At 68.1% G+C, this 19,854-nt stretch carries 18 protein-coding genes; 3 read left to right on the forward strand and 15 right to left on the reverse strand.

The features are described from left to right. Positions 1-230: 230 nt before the first annotated feature. Positions 231-1,715: an amidase gene (locus DIE23_RS22410; RefSeq protein ID WP_124614142.1), complete on the reverse strand. Its 1,485-nt coding sequence runs from the start codon at positions 1,713-1,715 to the stop codon at positions 231-233. Positions 1,716-2,111: 396 nt separating this feature from the next. On the opposite strand from DIE23_RS22410, the gene DIE23_RS22415 reads away from it, so the two are divergent. The 3 genes from DIE23_RS22415 (at position 2,112) to DIE23_RS22425 (ending at position 5,149) form a co-directional block, all read left to right on the forward strand. Further along, positions 2,112-2,546 carry a universal stress protein gene (locus DIE23_RS22415; protein ID WP_124614143.1) on the forward strand — a complete coding sequence of 145 codons (435 nt, stop codon included), beginning with the start codon at positions 2,112-2,114 and terminating at the stop codon, positions 2,544-2,546. Positions 2,547-3,214: 668 nt separating this feature from the next. Further along, positions 3,215-3,463 carry an adhesin gene (locus DIE23_RS22420; protein ID WP_124614144.1) on the forward strand — a complete coding sequence of 83 codons (249 nt, stop codon included), beginning with the start codon at positions 3,215-3,217 and terminating at the stop codon, positions 3,461-3,463. 402 nt (positions 3,464-3,865) lie between these two features. After that, entirely contained in the window at positions 3,866-5,149 is a 1,284-nt protein-coding gene (locus DIE23_RS22425; RefSeq protein WP_124614145.1) for an Nramp family divalent metal transporter, read from the forward strand. Positions 5,150-5,185: 36 nt separating this feature from the next. Here the strand turns inward: DIE23_RS22425 and DIE23_RS22430 are convergent, their stop codons facing one another. From DIE23_RS22430 to DIE23_RS22495, 14 genes are all read right to left on the reverse strand, one after another. Continuing rightward, positions 5,186-5,587, reverse strand: coding sequence for a PPC domain-containing DNA-binding protein (locus DIE23_RS22430; RefSeq protein ID WP_124614146.1), 402 nt, complete (start codon positions 5,585-5,587; stop codon positions 5,186-5,188). Between the two features lie 127 nt (positions 5,588-5,714). After that, complete coding sequence (locus tag DIE23_RS22435; RefSeq protein ID WP_124614147.1) at positions 5,715-6,737, reverse strand: 2Fe-2S iron-sulfur cluster binding domain-containing protein; 1,023 nt, start codon at positions 6,735-6,737, stop codon at positions 5,715-5,717. 13 nt (positions 6,738-6,750) lie between these two features. Continuing rightward, positions 6,751-8,418 carry a hydroxylamine reductase gene (hcp, locus tag DIE23_RS22440; RefSeq protein ID WP_124614148.1) on the reverse strand — a complete coding sequence of 556 codons (1,668 nt, stop codon included), beginning with the start codon at positions 8,416-8,418 and terminating at the stop codon, positions 6,751-6,753. Positions 8,419-8,611: 193 nt separating this feature from the next. Beyond that, positions 8,612-8,839 carry a DUF3079 domain-containing protein gene (locus tag DIE23_RS22445; RefSeq protein WP_124614149.1) on the reverse strand — a complete coding sequence of 76 codons (228 nt, stop codon included), beginning with the start codon at positions 8,837-8,839 and terminating at the stop codon, positions 8,612-8,614. A gap of 167 nt (positions 8,840-9,006) precedes the next feature. Beyond that, the gene (locus tag DIE23_RS22450) at positions 9,007-10,407 is read right to left on the reverse strand and encodes an MFS transporter (RefSeq protein ID WP_124614150.1); all 1,401 of its coding nucleotides are present in this window, start codon (positions 10,405-10,407) and stop codon (positions 9,007-9,009) included. A gap of 38 nt (positions 10,408-10,445) precedes the next feature. Further along, positions 10,446-11,690 (reverse strand): NAD(P)/FAD-dependent oxidoreductase, encoded by a 1,245-nt coding sequence (locus DIE23_RS22455; RefSeq protein WP_124614151.1) that lies wholly within the window; start codon positions 11,688-11,690, stop codon positions 10,446-10,448. Beyond that, the gene (locus DIE23_RS22460; RefSeq protein ID WP_124614152.1) at positions 11,687-12,649 is read right to left on the reverse strand and encodes a VOC family protein; all 963 of its coding nucleotides are present in this window, start codon (positions 12,647-12,649) and stop codon (positions 11,687-11,689) included. Before DIE23_RS22460 ends, DIE23_RS22455 begins: the two co-directional genes overlap by 4 nt. Before the next feature lie 18 nt (positions 12,650-12,667). After that, positions 12,668-14,158: an aldehyde dehydrogenase gene (locus DIE23_RS22465; protein ID WP_124614153.1), complete on the reverse strand. Its 1,491-nt coding sequence runs from the start codon at positions 14,156-14,158 to the stop codon at positions 12,668-12,670. 98 nt (positions 14,159-14,256) lie between these two features. Further along, positions 14,257-15,084: an aspartate dehydrogenase gene (locus tag DIE23_RS22470; RefSeq protein WP_124614154.1), complete on the reverse strand. Its 828-nt coding sequence runs from the start codon at positions 15,082-15,084 to the stop codon at positions 14,257-14,259. Then, complete coding sequence (locus tag DIE23_RS22475) at positions 15,077-16,744, reverse strand: thiamine pyrophosphate-binding protein (RefSeq protein WP_124614155.1); 1,668 nt, start codon at positions 16,742-16,744, stop codon at positions 15,077-15,079. Before DIE23_RS22475 ends, DIE23_RS22470 begins: the two co-directional genes overlap by 8 nt. Further along, complete coding sequence (locus DIE23_RS22480) at positions 16,737-17,534, reverse strand: SDR family oxidoreductase (protein WP_124614156.1); 798 nt, start codon at positions 17,532-17,534, stop codon at positions 16,737-16,739. The genes DIE23_RS22475 and DIE23_RS22480 overlap by 8 nt, the downstream gene beginning before the upstream one ends. Further along, positions 17,531-18,391 (reverse strand): IclR family transcriptional regulator, encoded by an 861-nt coding sequence (locus DIE23_RS22485; RefSeq protein WP_124614157.1) that lies wholly within the window; start codon positions 18,389-18,391, stop codon positions 17,531-17,533. Before DIE23_RS22485 ends, DIE23_RS22480 begins: the two co-directional genes overlap by 4 nt. Then, positions 18,388-19,284: an alpha/beta fold hydrolase gene (locus tag DIE23_RS22490; RefSeq protein ID WP_124614158.1), complete on the reverse strand. Its 897-nt coding sequence runs from the start codon at positions 19,282-19,284 to the stop codon at positions 18,388-18,390. The genes DIE23_RS22485 and DIE23_RS22490 overlap by 4 nt, the downstream gene beginning before the upstream one ends. A gap of 18 nt (positions 19,285-19,302) precedes the next feature. Then, positions 19,303-19,830 carry a cupin domain-containing protein gene (locus tag DIE23_RS22495; protein ID WP_124614159.1) on the reverse strand — a complete coding sequence of 176 codons (528 nt, stop codon included), beginning with the start codon at positions 19,828-19,830 and terminating at the stop codon, positions 19,303-19,305. Positions 19,831-19,854 lie beyond the last annotated feature (24 nt).

Raw genomic sequence — 19,854 nt, forward strand, 5'->3', positions numbered from 1 at the left:
CGAATCGTTGAGGCCGATATTGTCGAAGCGCGCCGCGCGCCGCCGCAACGACTGAAACACATCGAAACGAAATCGCGCGCCGCGGCCGCTTGCAATTCCGCGGCCGTCTCGCGTCGCCGCGCGCATTCATCCGCGTTTGCGGCGCGATCTCAGGCGCGCATCAGGATTCGTTCCTGGTCCGCATCAATATCGTTTCTCTCGGGTTCCGGGAATCGACGCCGCACCGCACGTTACGCAGCCATCCAGTCCGGCAGCCGCCGGCCGACCCAGTCGGCCGCCTGCTCGTAGCCGCGCGCGAGCCGCAGCACCGCGAGATCCGCGCGCGGCCGGCCGATCAGCTGCATCCCCATCGGCAGCCCCGCGTCGTTGAAGCCGACCGGCACGCTGATCACCGGGCAGCCGGCCAGCGTCCACGGCACGACCGTTTCCATCCAGCGGTGGTAGGTGTCCATCGTGCGGCCCGCGATTTCCTTCGGCCAGCGCTGCTCCACGTCGAACGGGAACACCTGTGCGGTCGGCGCCGCGATGAAGTCGTAGCGATCGAAGAAGCTCAGCACGGCCTGGTACCACGCGGTGCGCTCGATGCTGGCGTCGAACACCGCGGCGCCCTGCATCGCGAGCAGTCCTTCGACCTCGTAGATCGCCTCGGGCTTCAGCAGCGCACGCCGTGCCGGGTCGCGATAGTGCGCGAGCAGACCGCCGCCGGACAGCAGGTGCCGATGCGCGAGCCACAGGCGCCAGATCCGCTCGGGCGCGAATGCGGGCAGCGCCGCATCCACGTCGCAGCCGATCTCGCGCAGCGTCGCAAGGCCCTTTTCGCACTGCGCGAGCACGCCCGGCTCGATCGCGAGATAGCCGTTCCAGTCGCCGACCCACGCGATGCGCTCGCCGCGCAGGTCCTTGTCGAGCGGCTTCGTGAACACCGCCGGATCTTCCGCGAGCGACAGCGGATCGTTCGGGTCGTAGCCAGCCTGGATCGCGAGCAGTTGAGCGACGTCGCCGACCGTGCGGCCCATCGGCCCCTCGATGCCGAGCTGCTGCATGAACACGTCGACGGCCGGCCAGCGCGGCACGCGGCCCTGCGACGGACGGAACCCGTAGATGTTGCAGAACGCGGCCGGATTGCGCAGCGAACCGCCGAAGTCGCTGCCGTCCGCGACCGGCAGCATGCGCGCCGCGAGCGCCGCCGCCGTGCCGCCGCTGCTGCCGCCCGCGCTCTTCGTCAGGTCGTACGGATTGCGCGTCGCGCCGTGGACTTCATTGAACGTATGCGAGCCGAGGCCGAACTCCGGCGTGTTGGTCTTGCCGATGAAGATCGCGCCCGCCGCGCGCATCCGCCCGACGCCGACCGAATCGGCCTGCGGCACGTTATCTCGGAAGATCGGCGAGCCGTAGGTCGTCCGCAACCCTTTCGTCATCGCGAGATCCTTCGGCGCCTGCGGCATCCCGTGCAGCCAGCCGTGGTACTCGCCGCGGGCCAGCGCGGCGTCCTTCTCCGCGGCTTCGGCGAGCAGCGTCGCGCGATCGCGCAGCGAAATCAGCGCGTTCACCGCCCCGTTTACGCGCTCGATGTGATCGAGATACGCACGCATCGTCTCGACGCACGAGACCGCCTTGCTGCGGATCGCCGACGCGAGTTCGTCGGCCGGCAGGCGCACGATCGGGTCGACGGTGATGGATGCGGGAGCGAGAGGCTGCGGGGCGCCGTGCGGCATGCGAGGTCTCCTGGAATCGGAATGGAATGGCGGGCCGCATGGTGGCGGCGATCTGTCCCGAACGGCCGGGAAGGCGCCGGGACGAGGCCGCGCCGCAGCCGATGCTCTACTCTACGCGAGGCCGGATGGCCGACCTCCGATATTTTCCGCCGCGATTCATTGAGGATTCGACTGAATCGGCGTGGCGCGCCGCCGCTGGATGGCCCGCGTCGAGCCGTCGCCCGGCCGGTCGGTGAAAACGTTTATGCGCATAAACTTAAATTTCTTATATTTCTAGTAGGCGCGAAACGAGGCGGCGCACGTTGACGACATTTTTACGCGGCCGCCCGATCTCTTTAGGTCGAGCGGTCCAGCCGCGCGCTACGCTGGACACATCTCGATGACGAGGCATCTTTCATGCTCAAGCTGCTGGTTCCGGTCGGTCATTCGCCCCGCTCGCTGCAGGCGGTCCGCCACGCGACCTTCCTGTATCGCGAACGATGCGCATCGGAGATCGTGCTGATCAACGTACAGGCGCCGCTCGAAGCGACGCGGCTCGAGGCGTTTCACCCGCTGTCGCGGCTCCAGTCGATCGAGGACAAGTTCGCGTGCGACGATCTGGCGATGGCCGAGCAGGTGTTGCGGGAGGCCGGTGTCCGATACAGCATCGTGAAGAAGGTCGGGCCGGTGGCCGACACGATCGCGGCCGTCGCGGCCGAGACGGGCTGCGACGAAATCGTCGTCGTCGCGCCGCGGCACGATCCGTTTCACGCGATGCTGTCGATGTTCCGTCGCAGCGTGATGGACCGGCTCGTGCGAATCTCGAATGTGCCGGTGACGGCGGTGCGATAAACGACCGACCGCAGCCGCGTCGCCTTCGTGCCGTGCGGCACCACGCCGGAAGCCTCGACGCGCACACGTGCGACGAGGTCGTCATGGCCCGCCTCGGCGGGTCGTTTCATTTGGATCGACGCAACGATGCGTCCTGCACGACGCAACGCCGTCCTGTGCAATATACGAACGCTGCGACGCGCATGCTGCGCCTTCGCGCAGCGCCGACACGCTTACTGGATAACCTTGCGCACGAAGACGAGATAGGTCGCCAACGAAGACGCGCCCAGCAGAATTACCCACAACGGCGCCATGCTGATCAGGACGGAAGACACGTTAAGCATTTGGATTCCTCACTATTTCGACAGCGATGTTCAACACATACCTGCTTCACCAGGAACCGGTGCGCTCACCGCTCGTCGCACATCGCGTTCCGTTAAAACATGCATTCATGCTATCGCTTTGACCGGCGGCGCGGCCGTCTCGCCCTGCTCCAACCCTGACATTCGTCAAACTCGCGTCAATCGCGCGCCGATGAGGCCGGCCGCCGCCCCCTTTTCTTCGTTCGCGCGAAAAAAGGGATGCGATTACTCCGGCCAACCGCCATTTCCGCAGACGTTTACCGGGGGAAGCCCCAAGTGCTTCCCGAAACGTGTCCGCGTTACGCTCGAGCAACGAGGAGACGAATCATGAGACGCGTGGTACACATCGCTTTTTTCGCGCTGCTGGCCTACCTGATCGGCGATCGGGCGCTGCTGCACGCGCAAGGCCGCGACGCCAGCCCGACGGCATGCTCGCAGGGCGCCGAGCAGGTGAAATACGACGCGCTCAGCCGGGGCTTCGGCAACGCGGCCGCCAGCAGCCAGAGCGAGGCGTTCATGTCCGGCTGCCTGGTGACCGGGCGCGGCAATCAGGATGTCGCCATGGCAGCTCGTTGAGGCCGAACAGGCGCCATGCCGGTTGCTCATGTCGCACCGCCCGACCGCGAACGGTCGCAACCGGCACTTTCCGTCCTTTGCGCTCCGCGTCGCCGGCGCTGATGCGCCGGTAGCGACACTACGCCGTCAATCCGGCGACCGACTCATTCGATGTGCGGTCACCGCGCCACGTCGAGCACATCCTTGCCATAGCGGTTGACGCGGATCACCGGCAGCGTCCATCGCGACCGCGCTCCGGTCGTGCCGATTCGCGCGCGCACCGCCCCCCTTCCCGCCCCCCGCTTCCCATGCGTTGGCCGAACCAGCCTTCTGCCGCGCTGCGCGTCCGACGCCCATCAGCCGACCGATCCCGCCCGGGCACGCCGATTGCGGCTCGACCGCCCCTCCCCACGGACCGCCGACATGAACGACAACGAGTCCCTCGATTCCGCGCAGCCTCGTCCGCGTGCGGGCTGGCTCCGACGCCTCGGCCCCGGCCTCATCACCGGCGCCGCCGACGACGATCCTTCCGGCATCGGTACGTACTCTCAGGCGGGTGCGCTGTTCGGATTCGAACTGCTCTGGGTGCTGCTGCTGACCTATCCGCTGATGACGGCCGTGCAGCTGGTCAGCGCGCGCATCGGCCTCGTCACGGGCAAGGGCCTCGCGTCGAACATGCGGGCGCACTATTCGCCATGGCTGCTCCATGCGACCGTCGTGCTGCTGATCGTCGCGAACGTGATCAACATCGCGGCCGACCTGTCGGCGATGGGCGCGGCGGTCAAATTGCTGCTGCACGGCCCGCAGGAGCTGTACGTCATCGGCCTGGGCGGCGTGTCGGCCGTGCTGCAGATCTTCGTGCCGTACGACCGCTATGCGCGCCTGCTCAAATGGATCGCGCTGGTCCTGCTCGCGTATGTCGCGGTGGCACTCATCGTTCCCGTCCCATGGGGAGATGTCGGGCGGGCGATCGCACGGCCGAATGTCCAGTTGACCGCCGCATACCTGACCACCGTCATCGCCGTGCTCGGCACCACGATCAGCCCTTACCTGTTTTTCTGGCAGGCGTCGCAGGAAGTCGAAGAGCTGCGCGCGGCGCCGAACCAGCACGCGTTGCGGCGCGCGCCTCGGCAGGCGCCCGCGCAGTTGCGCCGGATCAACGTCGATACCTGGTTCGGCATGGGCGTATCGATCACGATTGCGTTCTTCACCACGCTGACGGCAGCGGCCACCCTCAACCTGCATCACATCGACGTGAAGACGTCGGCCGATGCCGCGCGGGCACTCGAGCCCATTGCCGGACACTTCGCGTACGTGCTGTTTGCGCTCGGGATCGTCGGTACCGGCCTGCTGGCGTTGCCGGTGCTCGCGGGATCGGCCGCCTATGCAGCCGCGGGCACCTTCCGCTGGCGTAACAGCCTCGCGTTGCGGCTGGGCGGCGCACCCGAATTCTATGCGGTCATCGCATTGGCGATCGTCGGCGGCGTCGCGATCACATTCATGCATTTCGACCCGATCCGCGCGCTCTACTGGAGTGCGGTCATCAACGGCGTGACCGCCGTCCCGATCATGGTCGTGATGATGCTGATGGCCGGAAGCCGGCGGGTCATGGGCAAGTTCGCCGTCACCGGCGCGCTCGCATGGGGTGGCTGGCTCGCGACGCTCGCGATGGCGATCGCGGCGATGGGGGTGTTCGTGCCGGGATAAGCGGCATCGGTCGCGCGCGCCGGACCGTGTGCGCGATCAACCCGTCTCCGGGCGAATCACCAGCTCGTTGAAACCGGTGCACGCGTCGGGTTCACGGGAGAATCGATGCGCGGGCAACAGCACGAGCAGAATCTCGGCGGTCGTCCGCACCACGCAGCCGCTCGCGACGTGTCCGCCCGACACACGGCCGTGTGCGTCGGACACCGACATATGCAGGTGCGCACCGTCCGGCGAGACCGAACCGGCCAGCGTCAGAATCTCGAGGTCGCCGCGCAGCTCGGTCGGTGCGTCGACGCCGGCAAAGCGCAATTGCGCGACGTTCAGGCTGCCGATCCCCTGGATCACGAATGCCGCGCGTGCGTCGAGCCGACGCAACGCCTGCTCGATCGACGCGCGCAGATCGTCGCCGGGGGAAAGGCGCAAAGGATGGGGTTGCATGGTCGATAACCTGCTGGTGGGCCTGGGTATCGACAAAGAGTACGTTCGCCCCGGCAATCCGGCAAGCAGCCGCCTGCCGGATGGACGAAACGCCGCGCCTGCGTCTCCGCACCGCGCGGCGCTCGCATCACGCAGTGAACCGCTCGCTCGCGAACTGCGCATCCGGTATGCCGGCGGCGACGGCAACTTCCCGCGCGCCCTCGACGAGCGGCGGCGGCCCGCACACGTAGACATCCGGGAGCACCTCGGCCTGCGCAAGCGCCCCGCGCAACGCATCGACCGGTGTCCCGCGGAACCCGGCCCATTGCGCGCCCGGCCGCCATACGCACAGGTCGACCCGCAATTGCGGCAGCTCGGCCTGTAGCCGCCCCAGCTCGTCGAGCATGAACAGTTCGTTTTCCTCATTGACACCGAAGAACAGCCGCGCGTCGCCCATCTCCTGATACTCGGCCATGCGCCTCAGCATCGACAGGACCGGCGCGAGCCCCGTGCCGCCCGCGACGAACCAGCGTGGCCGCAGGCTGTCCGCGAACAGGCCGAATCCGCCCATCGGCACGCGCACGGTCAGCGGGTCGCCGGACCGCGCGCGCTCGCGCAGATAAGTCGAGAACCAGCCGCCCGATCGCAGGCGGATCAGGAATTCCAGGCGGCCGTCCCAGTTGCTCGTGTTCGCGAGCGAATACGGCCGGCGCAAGCCGCTGCCGGGCACCTCCAGCTCCGCGAACTGGCCGGCTTCGAATTCCGCCGCCGCGCCGAACGCGTCGTCGGGCTCGACCTGCAACTCGACCCGCATCGTGTCGCGCGCGATGGTATCGAGCGCCACGATCCGCGCGCTACGCACGGGCACCGGCTGCAACAGCACCTTGGCGCGGTCGTACGGCGCGGCGACCCGCAGATCGCCGAGCGGCGTCGTCCGACACAGCAGCACCGCGCCGTGCTGGCCGGCCGGCATCGCATCGGCGCTGTGCGCCTGCATCTCGTACGGGCCGTCGACGACGGTCGCCTGGCAGGCGCCGCAACTGCCGCGCCGGCATTGCGACGGCAGCGTGATGTCGGCCTGCGCCGCCGCCGCGAGCAGATCCTGGCCGGGCTCGCAGTCGAAGCGGAACGGCGCGCCGTCGCGCGTCGTGATCTCGATCCGGTAGCTCATCGAACCGTCCCGCTCACGCAGCCCGACGCGCGAGCGCCGCGGCCAGGTCCGCACCCGCGTCGCCGATCGGCTGGATCCCGAACTGATCGACCAGCACCGCGAGCACGCCCGGCGTGACGAACGCCGGTAGCGTCGGTCCGAGCCGGATGTTGCGGATGCCGAGCGCGAGCAGCGTCAGCAGCACGGCCGCCGCCTTCTGTTCGAACCACGAGATGACGAGCGACAGCGGCAGGTCGTTCACGCCGCATTCGAACGCATCGGCGAGCGCGGTCGCGATCCGGATCGCCGAATAGCTGTCGTTGCACTGCCCGACATCGAGCAGGCGCGGAATGCCGCCGATATCGCCGAACGCGTGCCGGTTGAACCGGTACTTGTTGCAGCCGAGCGTCATCACGACCGTATCGTCGGGTGCCTGTTCCGCGAACGCCGTGTAGTAGTTGCGGCCCGGCGCCGCGCCGTCGCAGCCGCCGATCAGGAAGAAGTGGCGGATCTGCCCGGCCTTCACCGCGTCGATCACCTTGTTTGCGACGCCCAGCACCGCATGCCGGCCGAACCCGACCGTGATCGTCTCCTCCGGCGCGGTGGCCGGGAACCCGGGCAGCGCCAGCGCGGCACGGATCAGCGTCGAGAAATCGTGATGTTCGAGATGCCGCACGCCCGGCCAGCCGACCGGCCCCGTCGTGAAGATCCGCTGCCGGTATTGCGGCAGCGGCTCGATGATGCAGTTGGACGTCATCAGGATCGGTCCGGGGAAATGCGCGAAGTCGCTCTGCTGATCCTGCCACGCGCCGCCATAGTTGCCGGCCAGATGCGGGAACGCCTTCAGCGCCGGATAAGCATGCGCCGGCAGCATTTCACCGTGCGTATAGACCTGGATGCCGGTGCCCGCCGTCTGTTCGAGCAACGCATGCAGATCGCCGAGATCGTGGCCCGACACGAGGATCGCCTTGCCTGCCACCGGCGACACGCGCACGGCGGTCGGCTGCTGCGCGCCGAAGCGGCCGGTGTTCGCGTTGTCGAGCAGTTCCATCACCGTCAGGTTCAGCCGGCCGAGATCGAGCGCCTGCGCGAGCAGCGCGTTGATGTCGGCGGGATTGCCCGCGAGAAACGCGAGCGCCGCGTCGACGCCCTCGTAGATGTCGTCACGTTCGTAGCCGAGCACCTTCGCATGATGCGCATACGCGCACACGCCCTTCAGTCCGTACAGCACCAGCGCGCGCAGCCCGACGATATCCGCGCCCACGGTATCGAGGCCCGCGTCGATGCCGACGGTCGCCGCCTGCTTCAGCAAGCCGGCCAGATCGTCCGCCGGCTGCCACGCGGCCGGCCCCGTCAGCACCGGCACGGGCGTGCCCGCGGCCCGTGCGTGCGCTTCGCACGCGGCCTTCACGCGATCGCGCGTCTGCGCCGCTTCACGCAGCAGCGCGACGAAGCGCGCCGCATGGAAGTTCACGTTGGTCAGCGTGGTGAACATCGCGTACAGCACGAACCGGTCGGCGTCGCGATCGGGCTCGCCCATCGTGCGTGCGATCGCGGCGTACTGCGCGATGCCCTTCACGGCATGGACCAGCAGGTCCTGCAAGTCGGCCGTCGTCTCGTCCTTGCCGCAGTTGCCCTTCGCCGATGCGCAACCGGGCCGTGCGCCGGTCCGGTCGGTCTGTTCGCATTGATAGCAAAACACGGTGCTCTCCTTTCTCGATCATGGGGGGCGCGGGTCGGCGCGAACGGCGGCGCGAAACGTGTTCCGGGCCGCCAGGCATCTCGCCCGCTTCAAGATGCGTGCTTTATGCATCTTTTTCATGATGTTTCGGCGCACCGTCGGCCACCGTGACGCAGATCAAGAAACCGCGCGCACGCGGTGGGACAACTTGTCGCTACGGCTGTCCGTCGGCCGGCGCCGCGGTGGCCTCGTCGCTTTCGTCGTCCGCGCAGTCGATGCCCCAGTCGCCGTATCGATACCAGTCTTCGCCGAGCAGTTCGCACGGGTGCTGGGTCCGGCTGGAGCCGTTGCCACAACGCATCGCATGCGTCGGGCAGTAGTTGTCGCATCCCCAGCAGATCCGCTCCGGATGGTTGGGATGCAGCGGAAATTTCTTGGCCATCGTTCGTCGTCTTCCCGGTATCGTTGCGTCCGCCACCGTTCGACTCTAGTCCGCCCGGCGCACGAGCGGATGCGGCATTCGTTCGCACCGCACGACGGATCGCCCGAAAACAAGAAGGCCCGGACATCGTCCGGGCCTTCCACGTCAACCGACACTGCCGGCCGCGCTTACGCTTCCAGCGCTTCGAGCACCTTCCCCTTCGTCTCGATCCCGACGAGATGGACGGTCACGGCCGCGATCAGCGGCACGATGCCGATCAGGTAGAACGCCGGCCCGAGATTGCCGCCGATGATCGCGTGCGGCACGATCATCGGCGCCGCGAACGACGCGATCTTCAGCCACGCGCTGCCGAGCCCGCAGCCCGACGCGCGGATGCTCGTCGGATACTGTTCCGGCGTATAGACGTACGCGGTGATGAAGCCCGATGCCATCAGCCCCAGCGACAGCGAGCAGAAGATCGCGACGACGTACACCGACGACGCGTGATAGAAGCCCGCGAGCGCCAGCGACAGCGCGCACAGCACGAACGACCATACGATCACCGGCTTGCGGCCCAGCTTGTCGACCAGCAGCGCGGACGCCAGCGAACCGAGTACGCCCATCACCGAGCCGATCACCGCGAGATTCAGCGCGAGCTGCAGCGGCGCGTGATAGAAGTTCTTGTAGATCGTCGGCAGCCACGTGGACAGCCCGTACTGGATGAACCCGCAGGTCGCCCACAGCGTCGCCACCGCGAGCGTGCGCTTGCGATACGCGGCGCTGAACAGGTCGCTCATCCGGCGCTTCGGGTGCTGGCGCACCATCTCGTCGTACGCGGCCACCTGCGTGACCGGCGGGAGTTCGCCGCGCACCGACGATTCGAACACGCCGACCGCGCGCCCGGCTTCCGCGAGCCGCCCGCGCGACGCGAGCCAGCGCGGCGATTCCGGCACGAGACGCGTGAGCACCAGCGCGAGGATCAGCGGCAGCCCGCCGACGAAGTACATGATTTCCCAGCCGAACCGCGGCACGAGCCATGCGCCGAGCGCCATCGACACCAGTAGGCCGATCGGGAACACGATTTCATACAACAGCACGAAGCGGCCGCGGCCGTGTGCACGCGTGATCTCGTTGATGTACGTGGCCGCGACCGGCAGTTCGCCGCCGAGACCAAGCCCCTGCAGGATTCGCAGCAGCACGAACACCTCGAACGTCGGCGCGAAACCGCACGCGATGCTGGTGATGCCGATCACGGCGGAACTCCACGCGATCGCCTTCACGCGGCCATGCTTCTCCGCGAGCGCGGGGAACAGGAATGCGCCGATCAGCTGGCCGATCGCGCCGGACGCGATCAGCATGCCGATCTGCGTCGGCGACAGCCCCCACTTGTGGATCAGCAGCGGCAGCGTCGCCGCGATCGTGATCACGTCGAAGCCGTCGAAGAACGTCGCGGTGCCGATCAGCACGCGCGCGCGGATCTGCATCGCGTTGGCCGGAAGCCGCTCGAGCCGCGCGATGATCGCGCCGGGCGTGGAGGCGGCAGCTTCCGTCGTGGCCCTGCCGGCCACGACGTTGTCGAAAGTGCTCATGCGGGGTGTCTCCTGGATCTTTTGGCGGTCTTGGCCGGTCAGGCAAGCGCTTTGGTCGTGTCCGCCAGGGCTTCCGTGTCCACTGCCCGGCCCTGGTTCATCCACTTGCGCGCGAGCTTCAGCTCGCGTGCGTTGTTGATGGCGATGACACCTCTCACATGCCCGTCGCCAAGGAAAAACAGCGTCGCGCGGCGCGCGGCAAGATCGCCGCGCACGACGAGCTGCGCATCGGCCGGCAGATCGCCGAGGATCTGCAGGTTCACGTCGTACTGATCGGACCAGAACCACGGAATCTCCGCGTACGGCGCGCGCACGCCGAGCACGGCCTTCGCGGCCGCGATCGCCTGGTTCTGCGCGTTCGCCCACGATTCGAGCCGCACGCGCCGCTTCAGCCAGCCGTTGTGATGGTTCGCGACGTCGCCGCACGCGAAGATCGCCGGGTCGCTGGTCGCGCCGAATTCGTCGACCACGATGCCGTCGTCGATCGCCAGCCCCGCGTCGCTCGCCAGCGTCGCGTTCAGCGCGAGACCGATGCCGGCCACCGCGAAATCGGCGTCGATCGTCGTGCCGTCGGCGAGCGTCGCGCGCACCTTCGTTGCGTCGTCCGGCTGCGCGTCGAGCGACGCGAGCGCCGCGCCGAGCCGCACGTCGACACCGTTCGTGCGGTGCAGGTCGAGCAGGAAGTCCGATACGATCTGCGGCACCGAGCGGCCGCACAGCCGCGGCGCGCCTTCGACGACGACCGCTTCGACGCCGAGCTTGCGCGCGGTCGCCGCGACTTCGAGGCCGATCCAGCCGCCGCCGATCACGAGCACACGTTGGCTCGCACGCAGCTTCTCGCCGAGCGCGGCCGCTTCGTCGAGCGTGCGCAGGTAATGCAGGTTCGGCGTCCTCACGATCGCATCGGGCAAGCGGCGCGACGTGCCGCCCGTCGCGATCACGAGACGGTCGTATTCGATCTCGCGGCCGCTTTCGGTTGTCACCACGCGGCGCGCACGGTCGATCGACGCCGCGCGTTCCGGCTGCCACGCCTCGACGTTCAGCGCATCGAATTCGTCCGGACGCACGACGCGCACGGTCTCGATGTCGGCGTCGCCGGCCAGCACGGCCTTCGACAGCGGCGGACGCTCGTACGGCAGGTGCGGCTCGTCGGCGATCATCACGAGGCGGCCGGCGAACCCTTCCGCGCGCAGCGTCTTCAGCACCCAGCCGGCAGCCTGGCCGCCGCCGATCACGACGACCGTGCCCGGCGCGGCCGGCTCCTGCGTATTCGCTTCGGTCATGATTTGCGCTCCGTCATGAACTTGCCTTCCGGCGCCTTCGCGTTCTTCTGCCGGCGCGTGTTGCCGTCGAGGCCGCCGTCGACGGCCCATTCGGCGAACACGGTCGGGCCCGGTTCGAATTCGCGCGGCTGCCACTCGGGCGTCAGCACGTCCTCGTCCGCGTAGTACTCGATCAGCGCGCCGGCCGGATTCTGGAAGTACCAGAAATACGCGGACGACACCGGGTGACGCCCCGGGCCGAGTTGCGTTTCCCAGCCGCAGCGGTCGATGTGCATGCCGCCGCCGAACACTTCGTGGATGTCGCGCACGGTGAACGCGACGTGGTTCAGGCCGCGTTTGCCGTTCGGCAGCGCGAGCAGGAACAGGTCATGGTGGCCGCCGTGCGGCGCGCAGCGCATGAACGCGCCGCGGCCCGGATAGCGGTCCGACGTCTCGAAGCCGAGCAGTTCGTGATAGAACTTTTCCTGCGCGTCGAGGCAGTTCGTGAAGAACACGACGTGGCCGACCTCGACCGGCTCCGCGCGTGCATAGATCGGGCTCGGCTGGTCGACCCGCACCGTCCGGCCCCACACGTTCGACGGCGAGCCGGTGATGTCGAGCGCGCGCTTGCGCGTCACCTCGATGCGGATCGCCATCCCGTTCGGATCGATGCAGCCGACGGCATCGTCCTGCGCGTAATAGCCGGGCTGGCCGGCCAGCTTCGTGCGCAGCGCGTCGACTTCCTGTCGCGTCGCGACGCCCCATGTGACTTCACGCAGTGTCGGACCCTCTTCGAACGCGGGCGGCAGCGACGGATCGTCGGCCTTCACGACCAGCACGGTGCAGCCGTTCAGCGTCTCGAAGCGTGCGCGCGTGTCGTCGTGCGCGACCTCCTTCAGCCCCCAGTCGGCGAAAAAGCGCCGGCACGTCGCGAGGTCGTCGACACCGTACGTGATCTGCTCGATACCCAAGATGCTCATTACGTCATTCCCCTTCGCTCAGTTCGCCCACGGCAGCGGCGCGTCGTTCAAGCCCCAGTAGAGGCTCTTCTGCTGCATGTACTCGCGGATGCCGAGACGGCCCTTCTCGCGGCCCATCCCGCTCTCCTTCCAGCCCGAGAACGGCGTGGAGATCGAAAACAGCTTGTACGTGTTGATCCAGACGGTGCCCGTCTCGAGCGCGCGCGCGATGCGCCATGCGCGCTTGTAGTCGCGCGTCCAGATGCCGGCGGCGAGGCCGAACACGCTGTCGTTGGCCTGCGCGATCAGCGACGCTTCGTCGTCGAACGGCATCGCGACCAGCACCGGCCCGAAGATTTCTTCCTGGCAGATGCGCGCGCTGTTCGACAAGCCTTCGAGAATCGTCGGCTGGTAGAAGAAGCCGCCTTCGCGCCCGTCGCCCGACGGCCGCTCGCCGCCGCACAGCAGGCGGCCGCCTTCTTCCAGCCCGAGCGCGACGTAGCGCTCCACCGATTCGCGATGCTTCGCGGTGATCAGCGGGCCCATCTGCGTGTCGGGCCGCGTCGGGTCGCCCACGCGCAGCTTGCGTGCGCCGGCCACCAGCCGCTGCATGAATTCGTCGTACACGGCGCGCTGCACGAACAGGCGCGAACCCGCGATGCACGCCTCGCCCGACGAGCTGAAGATGCCGTACAGCACGCCGTTGACCGCGTGATCGAGATCCGCGTCGTCGAACACGATCGTCGGCGACTTGCCGCCGAGTTCCAGCGACACGGGCATCAGCTTTTCCGCCGCGATGCGCGCGATGCCGCGGCCCACTTCGGTGCCGCCGGTAAACGACACCTTCTTCACGAGCGGATGACGCACCAGCACGTCGCCGATCACCGAGCCCTTGCCCGGCAGCACGCTCAGCACGCCCTTCGGCACACCGGCTTCCTCGCAGATGCGGGCCAGCGCGAGCGACACGAGCGGCGTGACCTCGGCCGGCTTGAGTACCACCGCATTGCCGCCGGCGAGCGCCGGTGCGAGCTTCTGCGCGTCGGACGCGATCGGCGAGTTCCACGGCGTGATCGCCGCGATCACGCCGATCGGCTCGTGCACGCTCATCGTCAGGTAGTCGCCGCGCGACGGCGTCAGTTCCTCGTCGAGCGTTTCCAGGCAGGCCGCGAAATAGCGGAACGTGTTGGCCGCGCTCGCCACCAGCACGCGCGTCTCGCCGATCGGCTTGCCGTTGTCGCGGCGCTGCAGGTTCGCGAGCGCCTCGTGACGCTGCATGATCAGGTCGGCGATCCGGTACAGCACGAGCGCGCGCTGGTGCGGCTTGAGGCCGGCCCAGTCGGCGCGACGCCACGCTGCGTCGGCGGCCACGACGGCTTCGGTCGCGTCTTCCGCGTCCGCCGTCGAGACTTCCATGTTCAGCGACTGGTCGGCCGGATAGATGCTCGCGTAAGGTGCGCCGCGGCCGCGCCGCCACTCGCCGCCGATCAGGATGTCGCCGTTGGGTACGAGGCTCGTATCGAATGGAGTCATGTCACAAGTCCCACAAATCTGTCTCTGCGCAGCCGCCCGCGCCGTGGCGCTGGCGGCCGTTCAATGGCCCGAATGGCCGTGTTGGCCGGGAGGTCCGCTCAGATCACGCACCGCGCCGCGCGGTTGCGCAGCGCGCGGATCGCGCAGTACGCGGTCAATGCGGACGTCTTCGGGTTGTCGGGCAACGGCTTGCCGCTCATTTCGAGCGACATCTCGCCGAATGCGCCACGTGCGGTGATGCGGTGCACGTTGCGCGCGACGGCCGGATCGGCGATCAGGCGCACGCGCGTCGCGTCGAGGCCGAGCCCCGCGAGCGCAACCGTCGCCGCGACGTTCGCGTTCTTCGGATACAGCCGCGCGGCGTCGCGTGCGGTGCCGTCGAAGATCACTTTCTCTTCGGTCATCGCACGCAGGTCGCAGAGTTCCTCCGCAGGCGTGCCGAGCCAGCCGAGCGGCGGCTTGCGGCCGACGTACAGCACCTCGTCGAGGCCGCCCTGCTTCGCCGATGCCAGCGCGTCGATCCCGCCGATCGCGCCGGACAGCAGCGTCAGCGTCGCGTCGCCCTCGTCGGCGGCCTGCGACAGCACGTCGAGCAGCGCGAGATCGGACAACGCGCCGATCGATGCGACCGCGCAGTCGGTGCCGGCCTTCAGCAACGGCACGACGTGATCGACGAGCGCGCTGTGGCCCGCGCATTCGAGCGCGAACTCGGGGCGGCGGGCCAGCGCGTCGACCGACGACACGACTTCCACCGCACCGCCGAGCTCACGCTGCACCGCGTCGCGCTGGTGCTCGGGCACGATCACGTGCGCGACGCGCAACGACGCATCGTGCTCGACCGCGTGGTACACGGCGGCACCGATCGCGCCGAAGCCGATCATCGCGACGTCGACGGGCGCATGCCCGTGTCCCTGGCCGTTATGCATATTGGCGCTCCGACGGCGCTTCCTTCTTCACCGGCGGGCCCGCGAAGTTCGAGGCGAACGAGCCGACCGACAGCATGTCGACTTCGACCATCACCGGCCCTTCCTTCGCGATCCCTTCGCGCACGATCGCTTCCGCCTGGTCGAGCGACGTGATCCGGTAGTGCGTGAGGCCGAAGCTCGCGCAGAACTGCGCGAAATCGGGCTGGTGCAGCTGCACGAAGCAGCGGCGGCCGCCGTAGTGCGCGTCCTGGATGTTGCGGATCACGCCGTAGCACTGGTCGTTCATCAGCACGATCATCACGTTCGCGTTTTCCTGCACGGCCGTCACGAGCTCGCCGACGTTGACCATCAGGCCGCCGTCGCCGACCAGGCAGACCGTCTTCGCCGCCGAGCCGGCCAGCGCCGCGCCAATGCCCATCTGGATGCCCTGGCCGATGCCGCCGCCGAGCGCATGCACGCCCGCGCGCGGTTCGAAGATCTTCAGCAGGCGGTTGCCCCACGTGCTGTTCGAGATCGTCACGTCGCGCACCCAGTTGTAGTCGCGGCCCACCGCGCCCTGCAGCGTGTCGACCAGCTTCTTGTACGGCCCGAGGCCTTCCGCCACGCTGGCGACGGCCTGCTCGCGCGCCGCCGCGAGATCGGCCGCGAACTGCGGATCGACGGACAGGCGGCCTTCGAGGCGATCGGCCAGCTCGGCCAGCACGCGCTTCGAATCGCCGTGCACGAACAGCTCGTTGCGATAGCCGCGGTTGTCGGCGAGCGCGTCGGCATCGACGCGGAACAACGGTTGCGGCAGCGCGAGCTTGTACTTCAGCGTCTCGTTGCCGCGCAGGCGCGAGCCGACCACGACGAGCGCGTCGCAGGTCTTGTAGAACGCTTCGACGGACGCATGCACGTTGAACGCGCCGAGCGTCGCCGGGTGATCTTCCGGCAGCACGCCGCGGCCCTGCACGCTCGTCACGACGCCGAAGCCGAGCTTCACCAGGCGTTCGACTTCCGCACGTGCATGGCGCGCGCCGCCGCCGAGCCACAGCAGCGGACGGCGCTTGGCCGCCAGCGCGTCGGCGAGCTTCGCGACGCGTGCGTCGTCGTGCTCGCGCACCGCGACATGTGCCGGTGCGAGGTCTTCCGGCCATTCGATTTCGGCGGCCTGGATGTCGATCGGGATCTCGACCGACACGGGGCCCGTCGGCGCGGTCTGCGCGATGCGCACGGCTTCGCGAATCGTCGGCAGCACGGTCTCGACCGTGCGCACGCGGAACGCGGCCTTCGAGATCGCGTCGAGCATCGTGAGCTGGTCCGGCGCTTCGTGGATGTACGCCAGATCCTGATCGAGGTACGGCGTCTCGATCTGCCCCGTGATGTGCAGCAGCGCGGTGCCGGCCGTCAGCGCCTCGACCATCGCGCCGGCCGCGTTGCCCGCCGCCGTGCCCGTGCTCGTGAACGCGACGCCGAGGCCGCCCGACACGCGGGCCAGGCCGTCGGCCATGTTCACCGCGCCCGCTTCACCGCGCGCGCCGACATACCGGATGTTGCCGCGCGAGTTGATCGCGTCGAGGATCGGCATGTTGTGGATCGAGATGACACCGAATGCGGTTTTGACGTCGCACTGCTCGAGAAAGGCGGCAATCAGCTCGCCAACCGTGGTTTTTTTAGACATGGCGTGCAAAGCCTCCAGAAACGTCGATATGGCTGCCCGTCGTATAGGACGACAGATGCGTTGCGAGATAAAAAAGTGCCCAGGCTGCCTCGTCGGGCTTGCCGAAGCGGTTCAGCGGAATGTTCTTCTTGCGGGCGAGCGCGCCCGTCCAGTCCTCCCAGCTTTCGCCGGCTTGCGCCTGTGCTTCGTGGCGGCGGCGCCACTGACCCGACTCGACGATGCCGATCAGGATCGAGTTCACGCGGATGCGCTGCGGTGCCAGTTCGGTCGCGAGCGACTTCACGAGGCTCAGCACGCCCGCACGCGCCGACGACGTCGCGACCATGTGCGGCTCCGGCTGCAGCGCGAGCAGCGAGTTCACGCAGGTAATCGTCGGCGCCTGAGCGTCGCGCAGCAGCGGCAGGAACGCGCGCGTCGGGCGGATGATGCTGAAGTACTTCAGTTCGAGCTCGTCGCGCCATGCGTCGTCGGTCGTGTCGGCGAAAGTCGACACACGGCCCTGGCCTGCGTTATTGACGAGCATGTCGGCCCGGCCGAAGCGGTCGGACACGGCTTGCGCGAACGCGGCCACGTCGGCTTCGTCGAGCACGTTGCAGCGCACGGCGAGCAGTTGCGCGCCCGGATATTTCTCGCCGAGCATCGCTTCGGCGCGTGAGAGACGTTCACCGTCGCGGCCGCAAATCGCGACCGACGCGCCGGCCTGCAGGAACCGTTCGGCAGTCGCGAGGCCGATGCCGGACGAACCGCCCGTCACCACCGCCACCTGCCCGGTCAGATCGATCTGGATCATCGGAGTCCTAATGCTTTGAGAAACGTGTGCTCGTCGTCCGAGCGGTAATTGAGCCGCCGCGACAGTTCCGCCGCCGCGCGCTGCACCTTGTCGATCAGCCCGTCGGCGATCAGCGCCGCGTCGATCTCCGGTCGCGGCACCGTGACCGTGATGCACGCGACGATCCTCTGCGTGTCGTTGCGCACCGGCGCCGTGACCACCGAGATGCCGCGCTCGAACGACGAATTGCTGACGCCGTAGCCGCGCAGCGCATCCTCGCGGATCACTTCGTACAACGCGTCGACCGATTCCGGCGTCGCGCCCGTCATCCGGTTCAGCGTGCCTTCCGGATACAGCGCACGCAGTTCCTTCAGCGACAGGTCGCCCATCAGCACGTGGCCGTGGGTCGTCGCATGCGCGGGCAGCCGCGTGCCGACGTTCACGCGAATCGAGCTGAACACCGGCGACTGGCTCTGCGCCTTCGCGACGAACACCACGTCGCGGCCGTCGCGGATCACGATGTGCGTCGTGAAACCAGTCGCATCGCGCAGGCTCTCGATCACCGGCAGGCCGAGATCGGTCAGCTCGAGCGAGCTCAGGTATTCGAAGCCGAGCCGCAGCACGGCGATGCCGAGCTTGTAATTGCGATCCTTGTCCGCGCGCTCGAGAAAGCCGAGCGATTCGAGTGTCTGCAGCAGACGGAACACCGTCGTGCGCGGAATGCCGAGGCGCTTGGACAATTCCGGCGCACCGAGCACCGGCTCGCGCGGCGAGAATTCGGCGAGGATCCGCAAACCGCGTTCGAGACCCGGCACCACGTAGTTGGCCTCGGACTTCGCGGTGTCCGCATCCTGTTGTTGTTGCAACGGTTCGCTCATTCCAGCCCCCGTTGACGGTCGCATTGACGGCAGAACGTGTCGATCAGCGACGAATAGACCGCCGGCGCTTCCACGTAACCCGCATGACCGGCCTGCGGAATCACCTGCAGCCCGACGTGCGCGGCCGCGGCGATCCGCTCGCACGCGGCGGGCGGCGTGATCGCGTCGTTCGCGCCGACCGCCACCGCCGTGCGGCCGCGAAACCCGGCGAGATCGGACGCGAGATCGGCGTTCGCCAGCAGATGCGTGGCCTGCGCATAGCCGGCCGGCACGATGCGCGCCATGTTCCAGCGCACCCATGCACGCGCATCCTCGCTCGCGAAACCCGACAGCATGTTGCCGCTGCGCTGCTCGGCAAGCCCGGCCGCGCCGAGTTCCTCGAGCATCGCAAGGCGTGCATCGCGGCGCGTGTCGCGCGTTTCCGCGGGCGCGCTGCCATAGCCGCCCGCGGGCGAGATCAGCAGCAGGCCGGCGATTCGCGCGGGCATCACGCGGGCCAACCCGCCCGCGATGATCGCGCCGAGCGAATGCCCGACCAGCACGCAGCGTTCGATGCCGAGTGCCTCGAGCCACGCGTTCAGCGACGCCGCGTAATCGGCGGCCGCCGGCGACGCGCCGTGCACGGGGGTCGACACGCCGTAGCCGGGTGCATCCCACGCGAGCACGCGGCGCGACGCGCCGAGCGTGTCGAGCAGGCGCACCCATGATGCGGCGCCCGAGCCGATCCCGTGCAGCAGCACGACGGGCAGCGCGCGGCCCGCATGCTGCGCGCCGGCCTCGCGATAACCGATCGTGCCCGCCGCGCCGGCCGCGCAGCGCTGTTCGGGAAATTGCCCGAGCAGCGCGGCGAACGCCGCGGTGCGGTCGCGTTCACGTTTGTCGATGACACTCATTGCTTGCTCCGCCCCGTCTCAGCGCTTGATCTTCGCGAGCGGCGAATCCGGCGGATACGTCGGCGTGATGGGCTTCGGCGAACCGAGCATCACGCACATCAGCGCGTCTTCCTCGCCGATGTTGATTTCCGTGCGATACACGCCCGGCGGCACCGAGATCAGGTCGCGCTCGCCGAGGATCGCTTCCCAGCTCTCGCCGTCGCGCTCGCAGATCACCTTCATCTTGCCGCGCAGCACGAAGAAGATTTCCTCGACGTCGGTGTGGATGTGGCTGGGGCCGATGTTGCCGGCCGGGATGACCATCGTCGAGAACGTGAAGTTGCCGGCCGGCACCGTGTTGACGTCCTTCGCGACGCCCGTGCCGCCCGTGCCGACGTAGCGCATCTGCGCACGGCGATACTTCGGGTCGTAGTCGGCCTGGAACTTCAGCGCATCCCAGTCGTAGCGCCGCGTCGCGTAGCGCGCGACACGCCCTTCCATCCAGTCGCCGAAGCTTGCGTCTTCCGGCTGGTCCCACGACTTGCGTTCGAGATCTGCGTCCGCCATCGTCCTCTCCTTCATTCAGAGTAA

The sequence above is a fragment of the Burkholderia sp. Bp9143 genome, from assembly GCF_003853645.1.
GTDB lineage: Bacteria > Pseudomonadota > Gammaproteobacteria > Burkholderiales > Burkholderiaceae > Burkholderia.